Here is a 16,256-nt window from a genome sequence, read left to right as displayed (position 1 = left end):
AATCGAAGGGAAGTCATCCGATGAACCAGTTCACGGCTACAGGGAGCAGGCGGCGCCGTCGCTCGCTGCTGGCGCTCACGCTCGCGCTGGCACTGCTCGGCGGGGCCTGCGGTGGAGGCGACGACGACACGTCGTCGACGCCGGCCGACGAGGACGACGGGGGTGCGGGTGGCGGCGAGCCCGCCGGCGTCTTCCAGTGGGGCGCCGACCTGGCGTTGACCCGCTGGGACCCGCACAAGGCGACCCTCGGGCAGGACGGCGTGTGGCTGTTCCCCGTCTACGACCGCCTCGTGCACCTCGACCCCGAGGGTGAGCCGATTCCCGGCCTGGCCGAGTCGTGGGAGTTCGACGCCGACGGCACGGTGCTCACGCTGCAGCTCCGGCCCGAGGTCACCTTCCACGACGGCGAGCCGCTCGACGCCGAGGCCGTCAAGGCCAACATCGAGCGGGCCAAGACGCTGGAGGACTCGTCGGTCGCCGGCGACCTGGCCACGATCGAGACCGTCGAGGTGGTCGACCCGCTGACCGTGGCGCTCAACCTCAGCCAGGCCGACGCGGCGCTGCCCCGGCGGCTGTCGGACCGGGCGGGGGCGATGGTGTCGCCGGCCGCGTTCGAGTCCGACCTCGACACGCAGCCGGTGGGGGCGGGCATGTTCCGGCTCACCGACTACGTCGAGGGCGACAAGGCGACCCTGGAGGCCTACGACGGCTACTGGGACCCCGACGCCGTCCAGGTCGAGGGCATGGAGATCTACGCCATCACGGACCCTGTCACCCGGCTCAGCGCCCTGAGCGACGGTCAGCTCGACGCCACCGTGCTGGCCGCCGGCGACGCCGCCACGGCCGAGGGCCAGGGGTTCACGGTGACCCCGTACGAGTCGCTGGAGGTCTGGTACCTGGGCCTCAACTCGTCGAAGGGCGAGCTGGGGACGCTGGAGGCCCGCCAGGCGATCATGCGCGGCATCGACCGCGAGGCGATCATCGAGGCGGTCTGGTTCGGGTTGGGCACCCCGGCGGTGCAGATGTTCCCCGAGGGCTACTTCGCCACCGACCCGGCCACCACCGCGGAGGACTGGGGCTACGACCCCGACGCCGCCCGCGACCTGCTCGACGAGGCCGGCCTGGCCGACGGGTTCCCGCTGGAGATCATCGTCCCCGGTCCCGGCCCGGTGCCGACGGCCGAGGCGGTCGCCGCCCAGCTCGGCGAGATCGGCATCGACACCACGCTGCGCCAGGTGGACGCCACCCAGGCGTCGGCCATCTTCAACACCAACCAGGAGGGCTCCGCGATCATCGGGCCCTGGTCCGGCCGGCCCGACCCGACGCAGGTGTCGGGCACGCTCTACATCGCCGACGGGTTCTTCAACGTCAGCGGCGAGTCGACGCCCGACCTCGAGCGGCTGCACACCGAGGGCCTGGCCACCTCCGATCCCGATGCGCGGGCCGGGATCGTGCAGGAGCTGTCGGCCGAGATGACCCGCTCGGCGTTCCAGATCCCGCTGTTCTTCCCGGAGAAGCCGCTGGCCGCGGCCGAGGGCGTCGACGGCCTGGTGCCGTACGCCGGGAAGCTGGAGTTCCGCGGGGTGTCGGTGAGCGACTGACCCCTTGCGGGTCCCGGCCGGCGTCGCCCCCTGTGCGCCGGCCGGGACCTCGTCCTGTCCTGTCCTCGCTTCCGGAAAGGAGCCCGCGTGTCCCCCGACGCGGCGACCACCCTCAACTCCCCACTGGCCGGTCTTCGGATCCTCGACGTGTCGATGCTCGGTCCCGGTGCCCTCGGCACGCACCTGGCCGATCTCGGCGCCGACGTCGTCAAGGTGGAACCACCCGGCGGCGACTACGTCCGGAACATGTCGTGGCCCATCATCGACGGCGCATCGCTGCTGCACTGGCACATCAGCCGGGGCAAGCGATCGATCACGCTCGACCTGAAGGCGCCCGCCGGCGTGGCCACGTTCCTGCAACTGGCCGAGCGGGTCGACGCCGTGGTGGAGGCCATGCGCCCCGGCACCCTCGAGCGCCTGGGGGTCGGCTACGACGACCTGCGCGCCGTCAACCCGGGGATCGTCATGGTGTCGATCTCGGGCTTCGGCATGACCGGGCCGTACGCGCCGATGCCGACCCACGGGATCGCCTACGACGCCTGGGCGGGCCTGGTGCAGCCGGCCTACGACGACGAGGGCTTCTGCTTCATCCCCGAGCACCCGTCGGTGGGGATGCACGCCGGTCCGCTCTACGGGGCGCTGGGACTGCTCGCCGGTGTGCACCGCGCCCGCGAGACCGGGGTCGGGATGCACCTGGAGGTGGCCCAGTCCGACGCCGCCGCGGCCATGGACTGGGTGCGCAACGCCGCCTGGCGGGCCTACGAGCGCCCCGACGACGAGGTCACCGGCAACGCCGCCGACGGCTACGAGCGGCGGGCGCCGGGCACGGCCGGGATGGAGGAGGGCGTGCGCTACCAGATGTACGACTCCTCCGACGGCGTGGTGCTGCTCATGGCGTCGGAGCGGAAGTTCTGGCGGAACTTCTGCACCGCGATCGGGCGGCCCGAGCTGTTCGAGGCCCACCCCGGCGCCGAGTTCGCCGACCACGCCCGGGGCGACAAGGCGCTGCGGGCGACGCTGCGGGACGTGTTCGGGACCCGCACCTCGGCCGAGTGGGTGGCCCTGGGCATCGACCACGACGTCCCGATCGTGCCGGTGAACACACCCCGGACCATCGCGGAGGACCCCCAGTTCCAGGACCGCCTCCCCTGGACGCGACCCGCGGCGCAGGGCGCCGACCTACTTCCGTCACCCGTCCGGGTGGTCGGCGGCGACCCACTCCCGGTGGGCCGGGCCCCCGACGCCGGCGAGCACACCGAGGAGGTGCTCCGCGACCTGCTCGGCTGCGACTCCGATCAGCTCGCGACCCTGCGGTCGACCGGCGCCTTCGGCTGACGTCGATACGACCGGGAGGCCGGTCGGGGCTTCACGTTGGATCGTCGGCGACGGCGGGCGGGGCGGGCGGAGCAGCCGGGGCGGGCTCGGTCGGGCCGAGGTCGATGCGGAAGGGCGGGTAGTCGTCGCGCATCAGGGCGGCGTAGGCGACGACGCGCCACTCCCAGCGGTGCATGCCCATGATGAAGTCGAAGATCGACATGGGGTAGCGCTGCTTGACGGCGAGGGTGACGCCGGCGACGAGGGCGAGGATGCCGGTGAGGCCGAAGACCCGCGGGCCGCCGTCGAAGAAGCTGACGATCGCGTAGTGGGGGATGGCGAGCAGCCACCACTTGATCCACACGAGGCCCCGGGAGAGCTGCTCGGGGTACTCGACCTCGAGCTCCGCCGGGTAGCTGGGGTCGCGCTGGAGCGAGAAGGGCGGGTAGCGGTCGGTGGCCAGGCTGAAGGCGTAGAGCTGCACCCGCCAGGTCCAGCGCATGACGCCGACGTTGAAGTCGAAGATGCTGCGGGGGTAGCGGCCGGTGACCACGATGTTCACCCCGGCGACCACCGTCAGGATCACGAACACGATCCACAGGAGCACCAGCACGACGATGTGCGGGATGGCCAGGAACCACTTCACCAGCCACAGCCAGCGGTTGAGGGGCTCGTCGAGCCGGGCCTCGACGGTGACGGGGTAGCCGGGCGCCGGAGCGTCGGCCGGGGTGAGATCCATGTCGTTTCTCCGTCTCGTCAGTTGTCTCCTCCCATCATCAGGCCCACGACCCGAGATGAACAGGGCCGAATGACCCCGGTGCGCCGGGGCCGGCTCGACTACCCGACGACGTCGCCGGTGCCGGGAGGGAGCACCTCGACCCAGGTCGAGCCGGGGGTCAGGCGCAGAGGGGCACCGTCGAGGTCGGTGAAGACGGTGGGGGCGTCGTCGTCGGACTTCTGCCAGCGGGCGGGCAGCGCGTGGCCGTCGGCCAGCAGCCAGGCGTCGCCCTCGCCGGCGGTGACGGCCTCCGGCACGACCGCACCCCGGGAGTCGCGGACGCCGCTGTCGCGGTACTCGGTGGTCCGCACCACCACGTTGGTCGCCGCGACCCGGTCGCCGTCGGCGTCGACGTGCGGCGTCCCGTTCTGGGTGCGCAGCCAGGCGCGCGCCTCGGCGTCCCAGGTCCACTCGATGGCGGTCGCCGCCGTCGACGCCTGGTAGCCGGTCACGGTCCGCAGCTCGGGCCCCGTCAGCTCCTCGCCATCGGCCCGGTAGGTGAACAGCGCCGGGGGAGGGGTGCCGTCGTCGTCGCCTGCGGAGCGCAGCTCGTCCGGCGTGGCGAACAGGTTGTACGGCGCTGCCCGCCCCGGCTCACGCCGGTACGCGTCGGGCACGGCCGAGAAGCCGACGTCGACCAGGTCGGCCGCCGCCACCGCCGCCCCGAAGGTCGGGTTGGCGCCCGACCAGGCGAACAGCGGCCGGCCCAGCTCGGCCAGCAGCGAGATGTCGGTCGACCGGGCCGAGCGGACCGGCCCGACGGCAGCGGGGTCCGTCGAGTGGTAGACGGCCAGCAGGCGGGTGAGCCCGCCTTCGACCACCTCCTCGAACACGACGTCCGCCGCCCGCAGGCCGGCCTGGGGTCGACCCCGGTCGGTGTCGTCGATCTTGACCCCGAGCGCGGGCCGGTCCGTGGCCTCGCCGGGTGTACCCAGCAGGGGCCAGGTGGCGGAGGGTGAGGTCGAGTCGGACCCCGACTCCGTGTCGTCGCCCCTCGTCAACACGACGGCGGCGGCGCCTCCCAGCAGGGCCGCGACGGCGATCGCCACGACGCCCCGTCGCCCGGCCCGGCTCATCGCCCTTCTCCCGGCATGATCATCCTCATGGTTGGACGATGCCGCACCCCGGGCCCGCGTGGAAGCCCAACCTGGGGCGGGAAGATCCGCGACGGCCGGGTGACCGGTAGTGCTGGTGTGGGAGCGGACCGGTCACGGATCAGCTCGGCGCGGTCGTACCGCTTCTCGGCCGGCCCGGAGGAGGTCTGGAGCCGCCTCGGCCGGGTCGGCGACTACACCCGCTGGTGGCCCTGGCTGCGCCGCTTCGACGCCGTCGGCCTCGTCCCCGGCGACGTGTGGCGATGCACGATCCGGCCGCCGTTGCCCTACGTGCTGCGGGTGCTGGTCCACGTCGAGCACGTCGCTCAGCCGAGCCTGGTGGTCGCTCGGGTGTCGGGCGACATCGCCGGACGGTGCCGCGTCGAGCTCCACGACCACCCCGAGGGCACCGAGGTCCGCGTGACCTCGGAGCTCACCGCCGAGCGCGGCCTCGTCACTCGGGTGTCCCGGGCGCTGCCGTCGCTCGCCCGCTGGGGCCACGACTGGGTGCTCGACGCCGGGGCCCGGCAGTTCGCACGCACCCTGTCCGCCCGCCCCTCCGTGACCGCGAGGGTCTACTCGGGCTTGTGGCAGACGGCCTCGACGTTGTTGCCGTCGGGGTCGCGGACGAAGGCGCCGTAGTAGTTGGGGTGGTACTCGGGCCAGACCCGGGGCTCGTGCAGCACCTCGGCGTGCGCGGCGACGGCCGCCTCGAAGAACGCCCGCACGGTGGCGCGGTCGGGTGCCGAGAAGGCGATGTGCGACTCGCGGAACCCCTCGCCGGTGTTCTGCGGGCCGATCCAGAAGTTCGGGAACGGCGGCACCCCGTAGCCGATGACGTCGCCGTACTCGAGGAGCCGCTTCCCGCCGACCGTGGCCAGGACCGTGTCGTAGAACGCCGCGCTCGCCTCGATGTCGGCGCACTGGATCGAGAGGTGGTCGAGCACGGCGACATCATGGCACGGTCGCGGCACGAGGCCGCCGGAGGTGGGTCAGCCGGTGGTGGACGGGTCGTCGTCGGGGGTCGGGTCGCCGGCGGGGGGTGTCGCAGGAGGCTCGCCCAGGGCGGCGTGCATGCGGTCGAGCCAGAGCGGGTCGACGTTGGCGTAGACGAGGTTCGCGCCGGCGAAGCGCTCGAGCTCGCCGACGAGAGCGTCCCGGTCGAGGTCCTCGACCAGCAGGACCAGTGTCGTCGTGCCGGCCTGCACGGACTCACGGAACCACGCCACCCACTCGTCCGACACGCCGTGGTCGATGATCCGGGCGGCGAGCGCGCCGGTGCCGGCGCCGACCCCCGCGCCCACGACCCAGCCCACGGGGCCACCGAGGATCAACCCGAACAACCCGGTCCAGAGGGCGCCGGACACGGCGCTGCGACCCGGCTGGGGATCGACCGTCTCGCGCACGACCGTCTTGCCCGAGTCCTCCTTCGCGACGAACACGGCGTCGAGCAGGCGCAGCCGTCCGTTCGACGCCAGCCGCGTCGCCGCGCTCAGGAACTCCTGGGCCCGGAACACGTCCCCGAACGAGATGCCGACAAGCGTCCGTTCCTTGCCCTCGGTCACATCGTCCGGCTTCTCGGTCATACCGACAGGCTCCCACACCTGGCCTCGACGGGTGGACGCTCGACCGGTGCGGGGCGGGACGTCGTGTGGGCTGGCCGCGGCGGCGATGGTTGCAGGGTCGAACCAAATGGTTGTACAGTCGAACCATGTCGAGGGAAGCGGAGGCGTTGCAGCGGCGGGTCGCGGAGTTCGTGCGGGCCTTCGGGTTGCACCGACCCGACGAGACGCCGTGTGGCACGCCGGTGCCGGTGTCGGAGGCCCATGCCCTCGGCGTGCTCGACGAGGCGGGGCCGCTCAGCCAGAACGAGCTGGCCAAGCGCCTGCAGCTGACCAAGTCGACGGTGAGCCGCCTGATCGACCAGCTGGCCCGGCGGGGTTGGGTCGAGCGCCGCCCGGCGGACCACGACGGTCGGCAACGCCTGGTGGAGCTGACAGCCGCCGGTCGCAAGGCCGCCGGCCAGCTGGCGTCACGCCGCGCCGACCGCATGCAGCGCCTGCTCGACCGCATCCCCGAGGCCGAACGAGCCGCCGTCCTCGCGGCGCTCGATGCCCTGGTGGAGGCCGCCGGTGAGGACTGACCGCCTCGCCGTGGCCGTCGCCGTCGCCCTAGTCGTGGCGGTGGCGGTTGCCGGCTGCACCGACGACCCCGACGCCGTCAGGGATCGCCAGGAGGAGGTGGCGGAGCGGGGCGCCGACGTGATGCCGTTCGACCTCGACGCCACGACGCACCGGTTCGAGCCGACCGACCGCGGGCTGGTCCAGACCGTGGTCGCCGACCGGCCCGACGACGCCGAGCAGGTCGAGCTGGTGCAGGAGCACCTGGCGGAGGAGGCCGAGCGGTTCCGGCGCGGCGACTACGGCGACCCGGCCGCGATCCACGGCGACGACATGCCGGGCTTGGCGACGCTCGAGGCGAGGGCCGCGTCCGTCGACGTCGAGAGTGTCCGGCTGCCCGACGGCGCCCGCCTCACGTTCTCGTCCGACGATCCCGAGGTGGTCCAGGCCCTCCACGACTGGGGCGAGGCCCAGACCTCCGACCACGGCGACCACGCCGAGATGGGCTAAGTCGGGGTGAGGTCGAGGCGGCGGAGGAGCTGGGCGTTGAGGGCGACGACGATCGTGGAGAGGCTCATCAGGATGGCGCCGACGGCCGGCGACAGGGTGATCCCCGCCCAGGCCAGCACGCCGGCGGCCAGGGGGATGGCGACCACGTTGTAGCCCGCCGCCCAGCCCAGGTTCTGCACCATCTTGCGGTAGCTGGCCCGGGAGAGCCGGATGATGCCGGTGACGCCCCGCGGGTCGCTGGCGGCCAGCACCACGCCGGCCGACTCGATGGCCACGTCGGTGCCGGCGCCGATGGCGATGCCGACGTCGGCCCGGGCCAGCGCCGGGGCGTCGTTCACGCCGTCGCCCACCATGGCGACCGACAGCCCCCGGGCCTGGAGCTTGGCGACCGTCGTGTCCTTGTCCTCGGGGAGCACCTCGGCGAACACCTCGTCGATGCCGAGATCGGAGGCCACGGACTCGGCGACCTGGCGGGCGTCGCCGGTGATCATCACCACCCGCACGCCGAGCCGCTGCAGGTCGGCGACCGCCTGGCGGGCCTCGGGCCGCACCTCGTCCTCCAGGGCGAACGCCCCGACCACCTCGTCGCCCCGCACCAGGTGGAGCACCGAAGCGCCCCGCGACCGCCACGCATCGACCGCGGCCGGCGCCTCCAACCCACGCTCCCGCAGCAGGGCGGGCCCACCGACGGCGTAGGCGATGCCGTCGATCGTCGCCTCGACGCCCCGACCCGTGAGCGACCGGAAGCCCGAAGCCGCCGCGACGTCACCCTCGCCCCGCTCCCGGGCCGCGGCGACGATGGCCCGGGCCAGGGGGTGCTCGCTGTCGGACTCCACGCCGGCGGCCAGGCGCAGGACCGCAGCCTCGTCGAGGTCAGGATCGACGGCGGCGACACCCGACACCACGTGGGCGCCCCGGGTGAGCGTGCCGGTCTTGTCGAACAGGACGGCGTCGATGGTGCGCATCCGCTCCAGCGCCAGGCGGTCCTTCACGAGGATGCCGGCCCGGGCGGAGACGGCGGTCGACAGCGAGATGACCAGCGGGATCGCCAGGCCGAGGGCGTGGGGGCAGGCGATGACCAGCACGGTGACGGTGCGGACCACGGCGTCGTCGAGGTCGCCGAGGCCCCACCAGGCCAGGAACGTGACGATCCCGGCCCCCGTGGCGACGTAGAAGAGCAGGGCGGCGAAGCGGTCGGCCAGGGCCTGGGCCCGGCTGCGGCTGGCCTGGGCGTCGGCGACCAGGCGCTGGATCCCCGCCAAGGCGGTGTCGTCGCCCACGGCGTCGACCCGCACCCGGATGGCGGAGTCGGTCGACACGGTGCCGGCCACCACCTTGTCGCCGGGCGACTTGGCGACGGGGCGCGACTCGCCGGTGATCATCGACTCGTCCAGCTCGGCCTCGCCCTCGACGATCCCGCCGTCGGCCGGCACGCGGGCGCCGGAGCGCACCAGCACCACGTCGCCGACCTGCAGGTCCGCGAGCGACACCGTGGTGACAGCGCCGTCGGGCCCGACCCGCTCGGCGTCGTCGGGCAGCAGCTCGGCCAGCGCGGCGAGCGCGCCCTGGGCCTGGCCGATCGCCTTCATCTCCTGCCAGTGCCCCAGCAGCATGATCGTGACGAGGGCCGCCAGCTCCCACCAGAAGTCGAGGTCGAAGCGGTCGAGGCTGCTCGCCATCGAGGCGACGTAGGCGACCGTGATCGCCATCGAGATCAGCAGCATCATCCCGGGCTGGCGGTCCCGCACCTCGTCGACGCCGCCCTTGAGGAACGGCCAGCCACCCCACCAGAACACGAACGACCCGAGCACCGGGCCCAGCCAGCTCATCCCGGCGAAGTCGAGCTCGTAGCCGAACCAGTCCATGACCATCTCGCTGGTCACGACCAGGGGGACCGTGGCCGCCAGGCTCAGCCAGAACCGCCGCCGGAAAGCCTCCGGATCGTGCCCCGCGTGTTTGTCGTGCCCGCCGTGCCCGTTGGGGCCCTCGTGAGCAGCGTGCGAATCGTGGTCGTGGGCGGCGTGGTGGTCGGACATGGCGGAACCTCGGTTCGTCAGGACTTGACGAGGCGTTCGATCGCTCGAGTGGCCTCGGTGACCATCTCGGCGGCGTGGTCGGCGTCGTCGCCGCGGGCGGCATCGCTGACGCAGTGGCGGATGTGCTCGTCGAGCAGGCCCACCGCGACGCTCTGCAGCGCCTTGGTGACGGCGCTGACCTGGGTGAGGACGTCGATGCAGTAGTCGTCCTCGTCGATCATCCGCTGCAGGCCCCGCACCTGGCCCTCGATCCGGCGGAGCCGCTTGCCGTAGTCCTCTTTGTTCATCGTGTAACCGCGCATGGAACCTCCTAGGGAGTGGACGACGACCGGGCCCGGAAGCGGCGCAGTCGCAGGCTGTTGGAGACGACGAAGACGCTGGACAGCGCCATCGCGGCCCCCGCGATCATCGGGTTGAGCAGCCCCGCGGCGGCCAGCGGCAGGGCGGCGAGGTTGTAGGCGAAGGCCCAGAACAGGTTGGTCCTTATCGTGCCGAGCGTCCGGCGGGACAGGCGGATGGCGTCAGCCGCCACCCGCAGGTCGCCGCGCACCAGCGTCAGGTCGGAGGCCTCGATCGCCACGTCGGTGCCGGTGCCCATGGCCAGGCCCAGGTCGGCCTGGGCGAGCGCCGCGGCGTCGTTGACCCCGTCGCCGACCATGGCGACGACCCGGCCCTCGTCCTGGAGTCGCCGGACGACGTCGACCTTGTCCTGGGGCAGCACCTCGGCCACGACCTCGTCGATACCCACCTGGCCGGCGACCGCGTCGGCGGCCCGCCGGTTGTCGCCGGTGAGCAGCACCGGCCGCAGCCCGAGCGCCCGCAGCTCGCGCACCGCCTCGGCCGACGTCGGCTTCACCGTGTCGGCGACCACCAACACGGCCCGGACCGCGCCGTCCCAGCCCGCCAGCACGGCGGTCCGCCCCTCGGCCTCGGCATCGGCTCTCGCCGAGGCCAGCTCGGCCGGTAGGTGGAGTGCCCAGTCGGCGAGGAACTGCTCCCGGCCGGCCAGCACGGCGTGGCCGTCGACGACGCCCTGCACACCCAGGCCCTGGGTGTTGGCGAAACCCTCGACCGGCACGAGCGCTACGCCCCGGTCCCTGGCACCACTCGCGACGGCCCGGGCGACGGGGTGCTCGGAGGCGTCCTCCAGCGAGCCGACGAGCCGCAACGCCTCCTCGACGGACGTGTCGCCGGTGGTGGCGACGTCGACCAGGGCCATGTGGCCGGTGGTGACGGTGCCGGTCTTGTCGAGCACGACGGTGTCGACCCGCCGCGTCGCCTCGAGGACGTCGGGCCCCTTGACGAGGATGCCCAGCTGGGCACCCCGGCCCGTGCCGACCATGAGCGCGGTCGGGGTGGCGAGCCCCAGGGCGCAGGGGCAGGCGATGATCAGCACCGCCACTGCGGCGGTGAAGGCCGCGGCGGCGTCGCCGTCGGCACCCAGCCAGAAGCCCAGCGTGGCCGCCGCCAGGGCGATCACGACCGGGACGAACACCGCCGCCACCTGGTCGGCCAGGCGCTGCACCGGCGCCTTCCCGGACTGCGCGTCCTGCACCAGCCGGGCGATCTGCGCCAGGGCGGTGTCGGCGCCGACCCGGGTGGCCCGCACGACCAGTCGGCCGCCGGCGTTGACGGTCGCCCCGACCACCTCGTCGCCCGGCCCGACCTCGACCGGCACGCTCTCGCCGGTCAGCAGCGAGGCGTCGATGGCGGAGGAGCCCTCGACGACGACGCCGTCGGTGGCCACCTTCTCGCCCGGCCGGACGACGAACTCGTCGCCCACCACCAGCTGGTCGACCGGCACCCGCACCTCCTCGCCGTCGCGACGGACGGCGACGTCCTTGGCGCCGAGCTCCAGCAGGGCCCGCAGCGCCGCGCCCGACCGCCGCTTGGCACGGGCCTCGAAGTAGCGGCCGGCCAGGAGGAACACGGTGACGCCGGCGGCGACCTCCAGGTAGATCTGACTGTCGCCCATGCCCCGCTCCGGCCGGAGCGAGAACCCGTGGGTCATGCCGGTCACGCCGGCCTCGCCCAGGAACAGGGCGTAGAGCGACCAGCCGAAGGCCGCCAGTGTGCCCACCGAGACCAGCGTGTCCATGGTGGCGGTGGCGTGGCGCAGGTTGAGCCAGGCGGCCCGGTGGAAGGGCGCCGCGCCCCAGATCACGACCGGCGCCGCCAACGTCAGCGACAGCCACTGCCAGTAGTCGAACTGCCAGCTCGGCACCATCGCCAGCACCACGACGGGGACCGTGAGCACGGTCGACCACAGCAGCCGGCCGAGCAGCGACCGGGTGGCGATCTCGGCCTCGTCGGGCTGGTCGGCGTCGGTCCCGCTCGCCGCTCCGGCGGGGCCGGTGGGTTGCGGCAGGCGGGCCGTGTAGCCCGCCGCCTCGACCGCGGCGATCAGGTCCTCCGGGGCCACGGCGTCGCCCGCCACCTCGACGCGGGCCTGCTCGGTGGCGTAGTTGACCGACGCGGTCACGCCGTCGAGCCGGTTGAGGCGCTTCTCGACGCGGGCTGCGCAGGAGGCGCAGGTCATCCCGCCGATGGCGAGGTCGACGCGGGTGGCGGTGGTCATGGCACCTCCACGGTGAAGGCCGCGGTGCGGACCTCGTCGCCGTGCGAGAAGTCGAAGAACAGCCGGTAGTCGCCCGGCGAGGGCACCTCGAGGGCGAAGCGGACCGACGGCCCACCCCGGGCCGATCCGTCGTGCACGGCCTCGCCCACCGGGTGCACGTGCAGGTAGGCGAGGTCGCCGCCGCGGATGGCGACCAGGTGCCCGAACGCTCCGAGGTAGGGCTGCAGGTCGGTGACGGGCCGGCCGTCCTTGGTGACGGTCAGCTCGACCTCGCTGGTGGCGCCGGCCTCGGGTGCGCCGGCGATCGTCACCTCGTAGCCGTCGGCGACGGCGGCGGTCGGGTCCGGGGCGGGCAGCGCGGCGAACGTCGCCGTGCCGGGCACCGCCAGGTCGACGCCGAGGGTCAGCTCGGGGCCGTCGGCCACGGCGAAGTCGGCGAAGGCCCGGTAGGTCCCGGGCGCCAGCGCCGGCAGCTCGATGCTCCAGGTGCCGTCGTCCGCCCGCGAGGGGTGCAGGTGGGCGTAGGTGCCCAGGTCGGAGCCCACCACGATGAGGTGGAGCTCGCGCTCGTGGTCGTCGACGAACCCGTGCACCGGCGCGCCGTCGGGCCCCGTGATGCGGAACGTGAACGGCTGGGCCGACCCGGCCGCCAGGATCGTCTCGTCGGCCTCGATCCGGTAACCCTGGTCGGCGACCAGGACGCCGCCGGGCAGCGGCTGCTCGTCGCCCGCGTGCTCGGCGTCGGTCGGGCCTGCCTCGTGCGCCGCGGCGTCCGTGTCGGCATCGGCGCCCGATTCGTGCGCGTCGTCGTGTGCGGGTGCCTCGTCGGCGGCGTCGTCGATCGGCCCGACGGCGTTCCCGACGGCCGCCCCGCCCCCGACGACCGTGCCCAGCACGACCACGTAGGCGGTGAGCTTCGCGAGCGGCGTCATCCGCCGACCTCGTAACCGGCTTCCTCGACCGCGGCGTGCACCGCCACGTCGTCGAGGGGCTGGTCGCTGGCGACCGTCACCCGGCCGCTCCTCATGTCGACCGCGACGCCGGTCACGCCCGGCAGGCTCGCCACCTCGGCCTGCACTGCGGCGACGCAGTGGTCGCACGTCATGCCCGTCACGGTGAAGGTGCGCTCGCTCATGGCGACACCATATAGGGGTGGGGGGTATCTGACAACCGACGACCGCCGGCCCGGGCGTCACTGGTAGGAGACGAACAGCACCGATGGCTGGATGGCGGCGGTCTCGGCCGGGGTGAGCATGGGCTGGTCCTCGTCGTAGAAGTTCTTCCAGCCCCACCAGACCCCGGGCGGCGGGTCGACCAGCATCCGGCCCCAGGTGGCGAGCTTCTGGGCGTGGGTGCCGAAGCCGTCGGCGTGGACGAGGACCGCCAGCTCGTCGTGGCCGGTGTCGACCAGCGGGCGGTGGGTGATCATGCGGGTCTGGAACTGGTGCAGGAGCAGCAGCTTCTGGGGGAGGTGGTGGGTGCGGGTGAGCTGCGCCAGCCAGGCGGCGACGGCGTTCACCTCGGCGGCGTCGACCGTGCCGATCTGCTCGAGGTGGCGCTGCTGGGGCCCGAGCCGCCACTCGGGGTCGAGGGCCAGGCCGACGTGGGGTTGGCGCAGGAGCTCCTCGTAGCGCTGGGCCTGGGTGAGGAAGTCCGTGCGGCCGGGCTGGATGTCGAGGACGACGTAGACCCCCGCTCGCCCCGCGGCGTCGACCCAGGGGCGCAGCTCGTCGACGCTCGACTCGTTGGCGTAGTTGCCGTCGGGCCCGGGCGCGCTGGAGGCGACGGTGGCGATGATCTCGAACGCCGGCACCACGGGCTGGGCGACGAGGCCGTCGTAGCTGCCGGCCAGCTGGCGGGCGCGGGCGACGCTGGCGTCGAGCGGCTGCTCGCCCAGGACCCCGAGGGCGGGCGCGCCGGGGTGACCGTAGAGAGCCGCCATGCGCCGGTGCGGGAAGAGCACCTGGCCGCCGCCGGGGAGCTGGACCCCGGTGGCGGCGACGTCGAGCCGGCGACGGAGGATCTCGGCCGGGCCGAACTGCTTGCCGACGGCCAGCACCCGATCGGGTGGGTCGGCGGCGAGGGCCTCGATGGCGGCCGGGTCGGCGCGGGGATCGCCGCCGGCGACGGTGACGACCCGGGCGCCGCTGCTGCGGGCGGTGGCCGTCGCCGCGGTGGCGGTCGGGTCGTTCCCGACGACGACCAGCACGTCCTCCAGCGGTGCGTCGAGCTCGGTCGCCGGCAGCTCGCCCTCGCCGGCGGGAGCGACGACGACCTCGGGCCCGTCGTCGATCTCCCCGGCCCAGTCGGCCACCTCCTCACCGAACGCGACGACGGTTTCGGTCCCCAGCCGGGTCAGCTCGTCGGCTACCGGGTCGGTGGCGGCTCCGATGGTGAGCAGCAAGGGGGCCGAGAGGTCGACGGCGGTGACGGCGGCCCGGGCCTGGGCATCGGGGTCGTCGGCCGGGGCCACGACCACGATCGGGGCCGCCTCGAACACGGCTTCGCTGGTGGCGAGGGCCAGGTCGGCCGCCGTGTCGCCCACCACCACGACCGTCGGCTCCGTCGGGCCGGTGACCTCGACGGCGAGGGGCTTCGGGGGACCGGCGTCGTCCTCCCCGTCCGGTGCGTCGTCCGGTGCGTCGTCCGAGCCGGGGGCCACAGCCCACAGGAGTGCGACGGCCACGACCGCCCGCCACGTCGTCCCGGGACTCCTCCGCTCTCGCACCAGGGGGCGACGCTAACCCCCGGGCCCCGGGCCCCGGGCCCCGGGCTCAGCCGGAGCGAGGTCGGGACGGCGTGCGGCGGAGGCGCAGGTCGGCCAGGGCGAGGCCCAGGTAGACGAGGCCGGCGACGATCGAGACGACGTCGTCCTCGCGCTCGCTGAGCACCAGCGGCAGGTACACGATGTGCACCGCGGCCAGGACGACGAACAGCGGCCAGTGGAAGACCTGCCGCCACCAGGGAGTCGGGCGTGGAGGGCTCATCGAGGTCCACCGTCGCGCACGTCGCTGAACCGGGCCTGAACGCGGGTGGCGCCCGGCTGCTCGGGGACGTGGCGGTAGAGCACGACGAGCAGCAGGTCGTAGGTCAGCTTCGTCGTGCCGGCGATGACCAGGGGCCACCCGAACGTCGAGGCGCCGAGCAGCGACCCGGCGAGGAGCGGGGTGGCCGCCGAGGCGAGGCTGCGGGGCACGTTGGTGATGCTCGAGGCGGCCGGCCGTCGCTCCTCGGGGATGACGGTCATCACGAAGGACTGTCGGGCCGGCACGTCCATCTGGGAGAACAGCGACCTCGTGAGCAGGAGCGCCACGGCGACCGGGCCGCTCGGGGCGAACGCCGCCAGCACCAGCAGGGCGTTGGCGGGCATGTGGGTGTACGCCATGGTGCGGATGAGCCCGATCCGCGCCGCCAGGCGGGGTGCGAGGAGCTGCGAGCACGCGCCGAGCAGGCCGGTCGCGAAGAAGATCGTGCCCGTCGCCCCGGCGCCGAGGTCGAAGCGCAGGTGCAGCCACAGCACCAGGATCGACGTCACCACGAACCCGCTGCCGGCGGAGTCGAGGCTGAACAGCGCGGCCAGCTCCAGGACCGTGCGCCGCGACGAGCCCAGCGCCTTCCGCCGCTCCGGCGGTGACGAGCCCGGGTCCCCGTCTGTCGCCACCGGGTCCTGGTCGACGCGGAGGCCGCGGTACAGGGCGAACACCACGACCCCGACCACGGCGTAGCCGACGAAGCCCAGCCGTTGGGCGCTCAGGACCGACCACCCGAACCGGTCCGCGGCCAGCTGCGGCAGCCCGGAGAAGAGTGCCCCGAAGGCGCCGGCGAGCAGCCCGGCCAGGTTGTAGCGGGCGAACACCCGGGGCCGGGCGGTGGCCGTGACCTGGTTGGCGACGAGCGCCTGCTCGGTCGGGAGGAACACGCTGACGTCGCCGGAGCTCGGGTTGAGCGTGCCGACCGCGGCGACCACCAGCAACGGCCAGTAGCCGGTGAGCGAGGCAAACCCGAGACCGGTGGCCGCCATCATCACCGACGCCGCCAGCAGGAGCGTCCGCAGGCGCAACCGGTGGGCGGTGAGGCCGAACGAGAGCGTCAACGCGGCGCTGCCGACCAGGGTCGCGGTGACGACGGCGCCGATCTCGACCGGCGAGAAGCCCAGCTCGGCGAGGTACTGGGCGAGGAGGACGCTGACGAACCCGTCCGCGAACCCGCGCAGGGTGCGGGAGGT

17 protein-coding genes are annotated in these 16,256 nt (G+C 73.7%); 5 read left to right on the top strand and 12 right to left on the bottom strand.

Translation table 11 applies throughout. The annotated features are described in order from the left end of the window. Positions 1 to 20 precede the first annotated feature (20 nt). Together VK611_02035 and VK611_02030 are read left to right on the top strand one after the other, a co-directional pair. Positions 21 to 1,601 (top strand): ABC transporter substrate-binding protein, encoded by a 1,581-nt coding sequence (locus VK611_02035; protein ID HMG40070.1) that lies wholly within the window; start codon positions 21 to 23, stop codon positions 1,599 to 1,601. Between the two features lie 87 nt (positions 1,602 to 1,688). After that, entirely contained in the window at positions 1,689 to 2,936 is a 1,248-nt protein-coding gene (locus VK611_02030; GenBank protein ID HMG40069.1) for a CaiB/BaiF CoA-transferase family protein, read from the top strand. A gap of 31 nt (positions 2,937 to 2,967) precedes the next feature. Here the strand turns inward: VK611_02030 and VK611_02025 are convergent, their stop codons facing one another. Next, complete coding sequence (locus VK611_02025) at positions 2,968 to 3,654, bottom strand: DUF4389 domain-containing protein (protein ID HMG40068.1); 687 nt, start codon at positions 3,652 to 3,654, stop codon at positions 2,968 to 2,970. Positions 3,655 to 3,752: 98 nt separating this feature from the next. Next, a complete protein-coding gene (locus VK611_02020) occupies positions 3,753 to 4,769 on the bottom strand; it encodes a DUF3048 domain-containing protein (GenBank protein ID HMG40067.1) in 1,017 nt (338 codons plus the stop codon). Positions 4,770 to 4,868: 99 nt separating this feature from the next. Here VK611_02020 and VK611_02015 point away from each other — a divergent pair, with 99 nt between their 5' ends. Beyond that, positions 4,869 to 5,429 carry an SRPBCC family protein gene (locus VK611_02015; protein HMG40066.1) on the top strand — a complete coding sequence of 187 codons (561 nt, stop codon included), beginning with the start codon at positions 4,869 to 4,871 and terminating at the stop codon, positions 5,427 to 5,429. Here the strand turns inward: VK611_02015 and VK611_02010 are convergent. Together VK611_02010 and VK611_02005 are read right to left on the bottom strand one after the other, a co-directional pair. After that, on the bottom strand, positions 5,363 to 5,734 hold the full coding sequence (locus VK611_02010; GenBank protein HMG40065.1) for a VOC family protein: 372 nt from the start codon (positions 5,732 to 5,734) through the stop codon (positions 5,363 to 5,365). The two genes, VK611_02015 and VK611_02010, sit on opposite strands and share 67 nt — an antisense overlap. Before the next feature lie 45 nt (positions 5,735 to 5,779). Then, positions 5,780 to 6,373 (bottom strand): DUF1269 domain-containing protein, encoded by a 594-nt coding sequence (locus tag VK611_02005; protein HMG40064.1) that lies wholly within the window; start codon positions 6,371 to 6,373, stop codon positions 5,780 to 5,782. Between the two features lie 125 nt (positions 6,374 to 6,498). On the opposite strand from VK611_02005, the gene VK611_02000 reads away from it, so the two are divergent. Together VK611_02000 and VK611_01995 are read left to right on the top strand one after the other, a co-directional pair. Continuing rightward, entirely contained in the window at positions 6,499 to 6,930 is a 432-nt protein-coding gene (locus tag VK611_02000; protein ID HMG40063.1) for a MarR family transcriptional regulator, read from the top strand. Continuing rightward, entirely contained in the window at positions 6,920 to 7,417 is a 498-nt protein-coding gene (locus VK611_01995; GenBank protein HMG40062.1) for a hypothetical protein, read from the top strand. Before VK611_02000 ends, VK611_01995 begins: the two co-directional genes overlap by 11 nt. Here VK611_01995 and VK611_01990 read toward each other — a convergent pair. From VK611_01990 to VK611_01955, 8 genes are read right to left on the bottom strand one after another with little or no spacing between them, the layout of a single operon-like run. Next, complete coding sequence (locus VK611_01990; GenBank protein HMG40061.1) at positions 7,414 to 9,453, bottom strand: copper-translocating P-type ATPase; 2,040 nt, start codon at positions 9,451 to 9,453, stop codon at positions 7,414 to 7,416. The two genes, VK611_01995 and VK611_01990, sit on opposite strands and share 4 nt — an antisense overlap. A 17-nt stretch (positions 9,454 to 9,470) precedes the next feature. Continuing rightward, positions 9,471 to 9,755 (bottom strand): metal-sensitive transcriptional regulator, encoded by a 285-nt coding sequence (locus VK611_01985; GenBank protein ID HMG40060.1) that lies wholly within the window; start codon positions 9,753 to 9,755, stop codon positions 9,471 to 9,473. Positions 9,756 to 9,763: 8 nt separating this feature from the next. Next, positions 9,764 to 12,031, bottom strand: a complete 2,268-nt coding sequence (locus tag VK611_01980) for a heavy metal translocating P-type ATPase (GenBank protein HMG40059.1) — start codon at positions 12,029 to 12,031, stop codon at positions 9,764 to 9,766. Further along, positions 12,028 to 12,963 (bottom strand): hypothetical protein, encoded by a 936-nt coding sequence (locus tag VK611_01975; protein HMG40058.1) that lies wholly within the window; start codon positions 12,961 to 12,963, stop codon positions 12,028 to 12,030. Before VK611_01975 ends, VK611_01980 begins: the two co-directional genes overlap by 4 nt. Further along, positions 12,960 to 13,166, bottom strand: a complete 207-nt coding sequence (locus tag VK611_01970; GenBank protein HMG40057.1) for a heavy-metal-associated domain-containing protein — start codon at positions 13,164 to 13,166, stop codon at positions 12,960 to 12,962. Before VK611_01970 ends, VK611_01975 begins: the two co-directional genes overlap by 4 nt. A 57-nt stretch (positions 13,167 to 13,223) precedes the next feature. Then, positions 13,224 to 14,759 carry a cell wall-binding repeat-containing protein gene (locus tag VK611_01965; GenBank protein HMG40056.1) on the bottom strand — a complete coding sequence of 512 codons (1,536 nt, stop codon included), beginning with the start codon at positions 14,757 to 14,759 and terminating at the stop codon, positions 13,224 to 13,226. 46 nt (positions 14,760 to 14,805) lie between these two features. Further along, positions 14,806 to 15,018, bottom strand: coding sequence for a hypothetical protein (locus VK611_01960; GenBank protein HMG40055.1), 213 nt, complete (start codon positions 15,016 to 15,018; stop codon positions 14,806 to 14,808). After that, positions 15,015 to 16,244, bottom strand: a complete 1,230-nt coding sequence (locus tag VK611_01955) for an MFS transporter (protein ID HMG40054.1) — start codon at positions 16,242 to 16,244, stop codon at positions 15,015 to 15,017. Before VK611_01955 ends, VK611_01960 begins: the two co-directional genes overlap by 4 nt. Between the last annotated feature and the right edge of the window lie 12 nt (positions 16,245 to 16,256).

The organism is Acidimicrobiales bacterium, from assembly GCA_035316325.1.
Taxonomy (GTDB): Bacteria; Actinomycetota; Acidimicrobiia; order Acidimicrobiales; family VFJN01; genus DASXTK01.
This window is presented reverse-complemented; position numbering and strand designations above follow the sequence as displayed.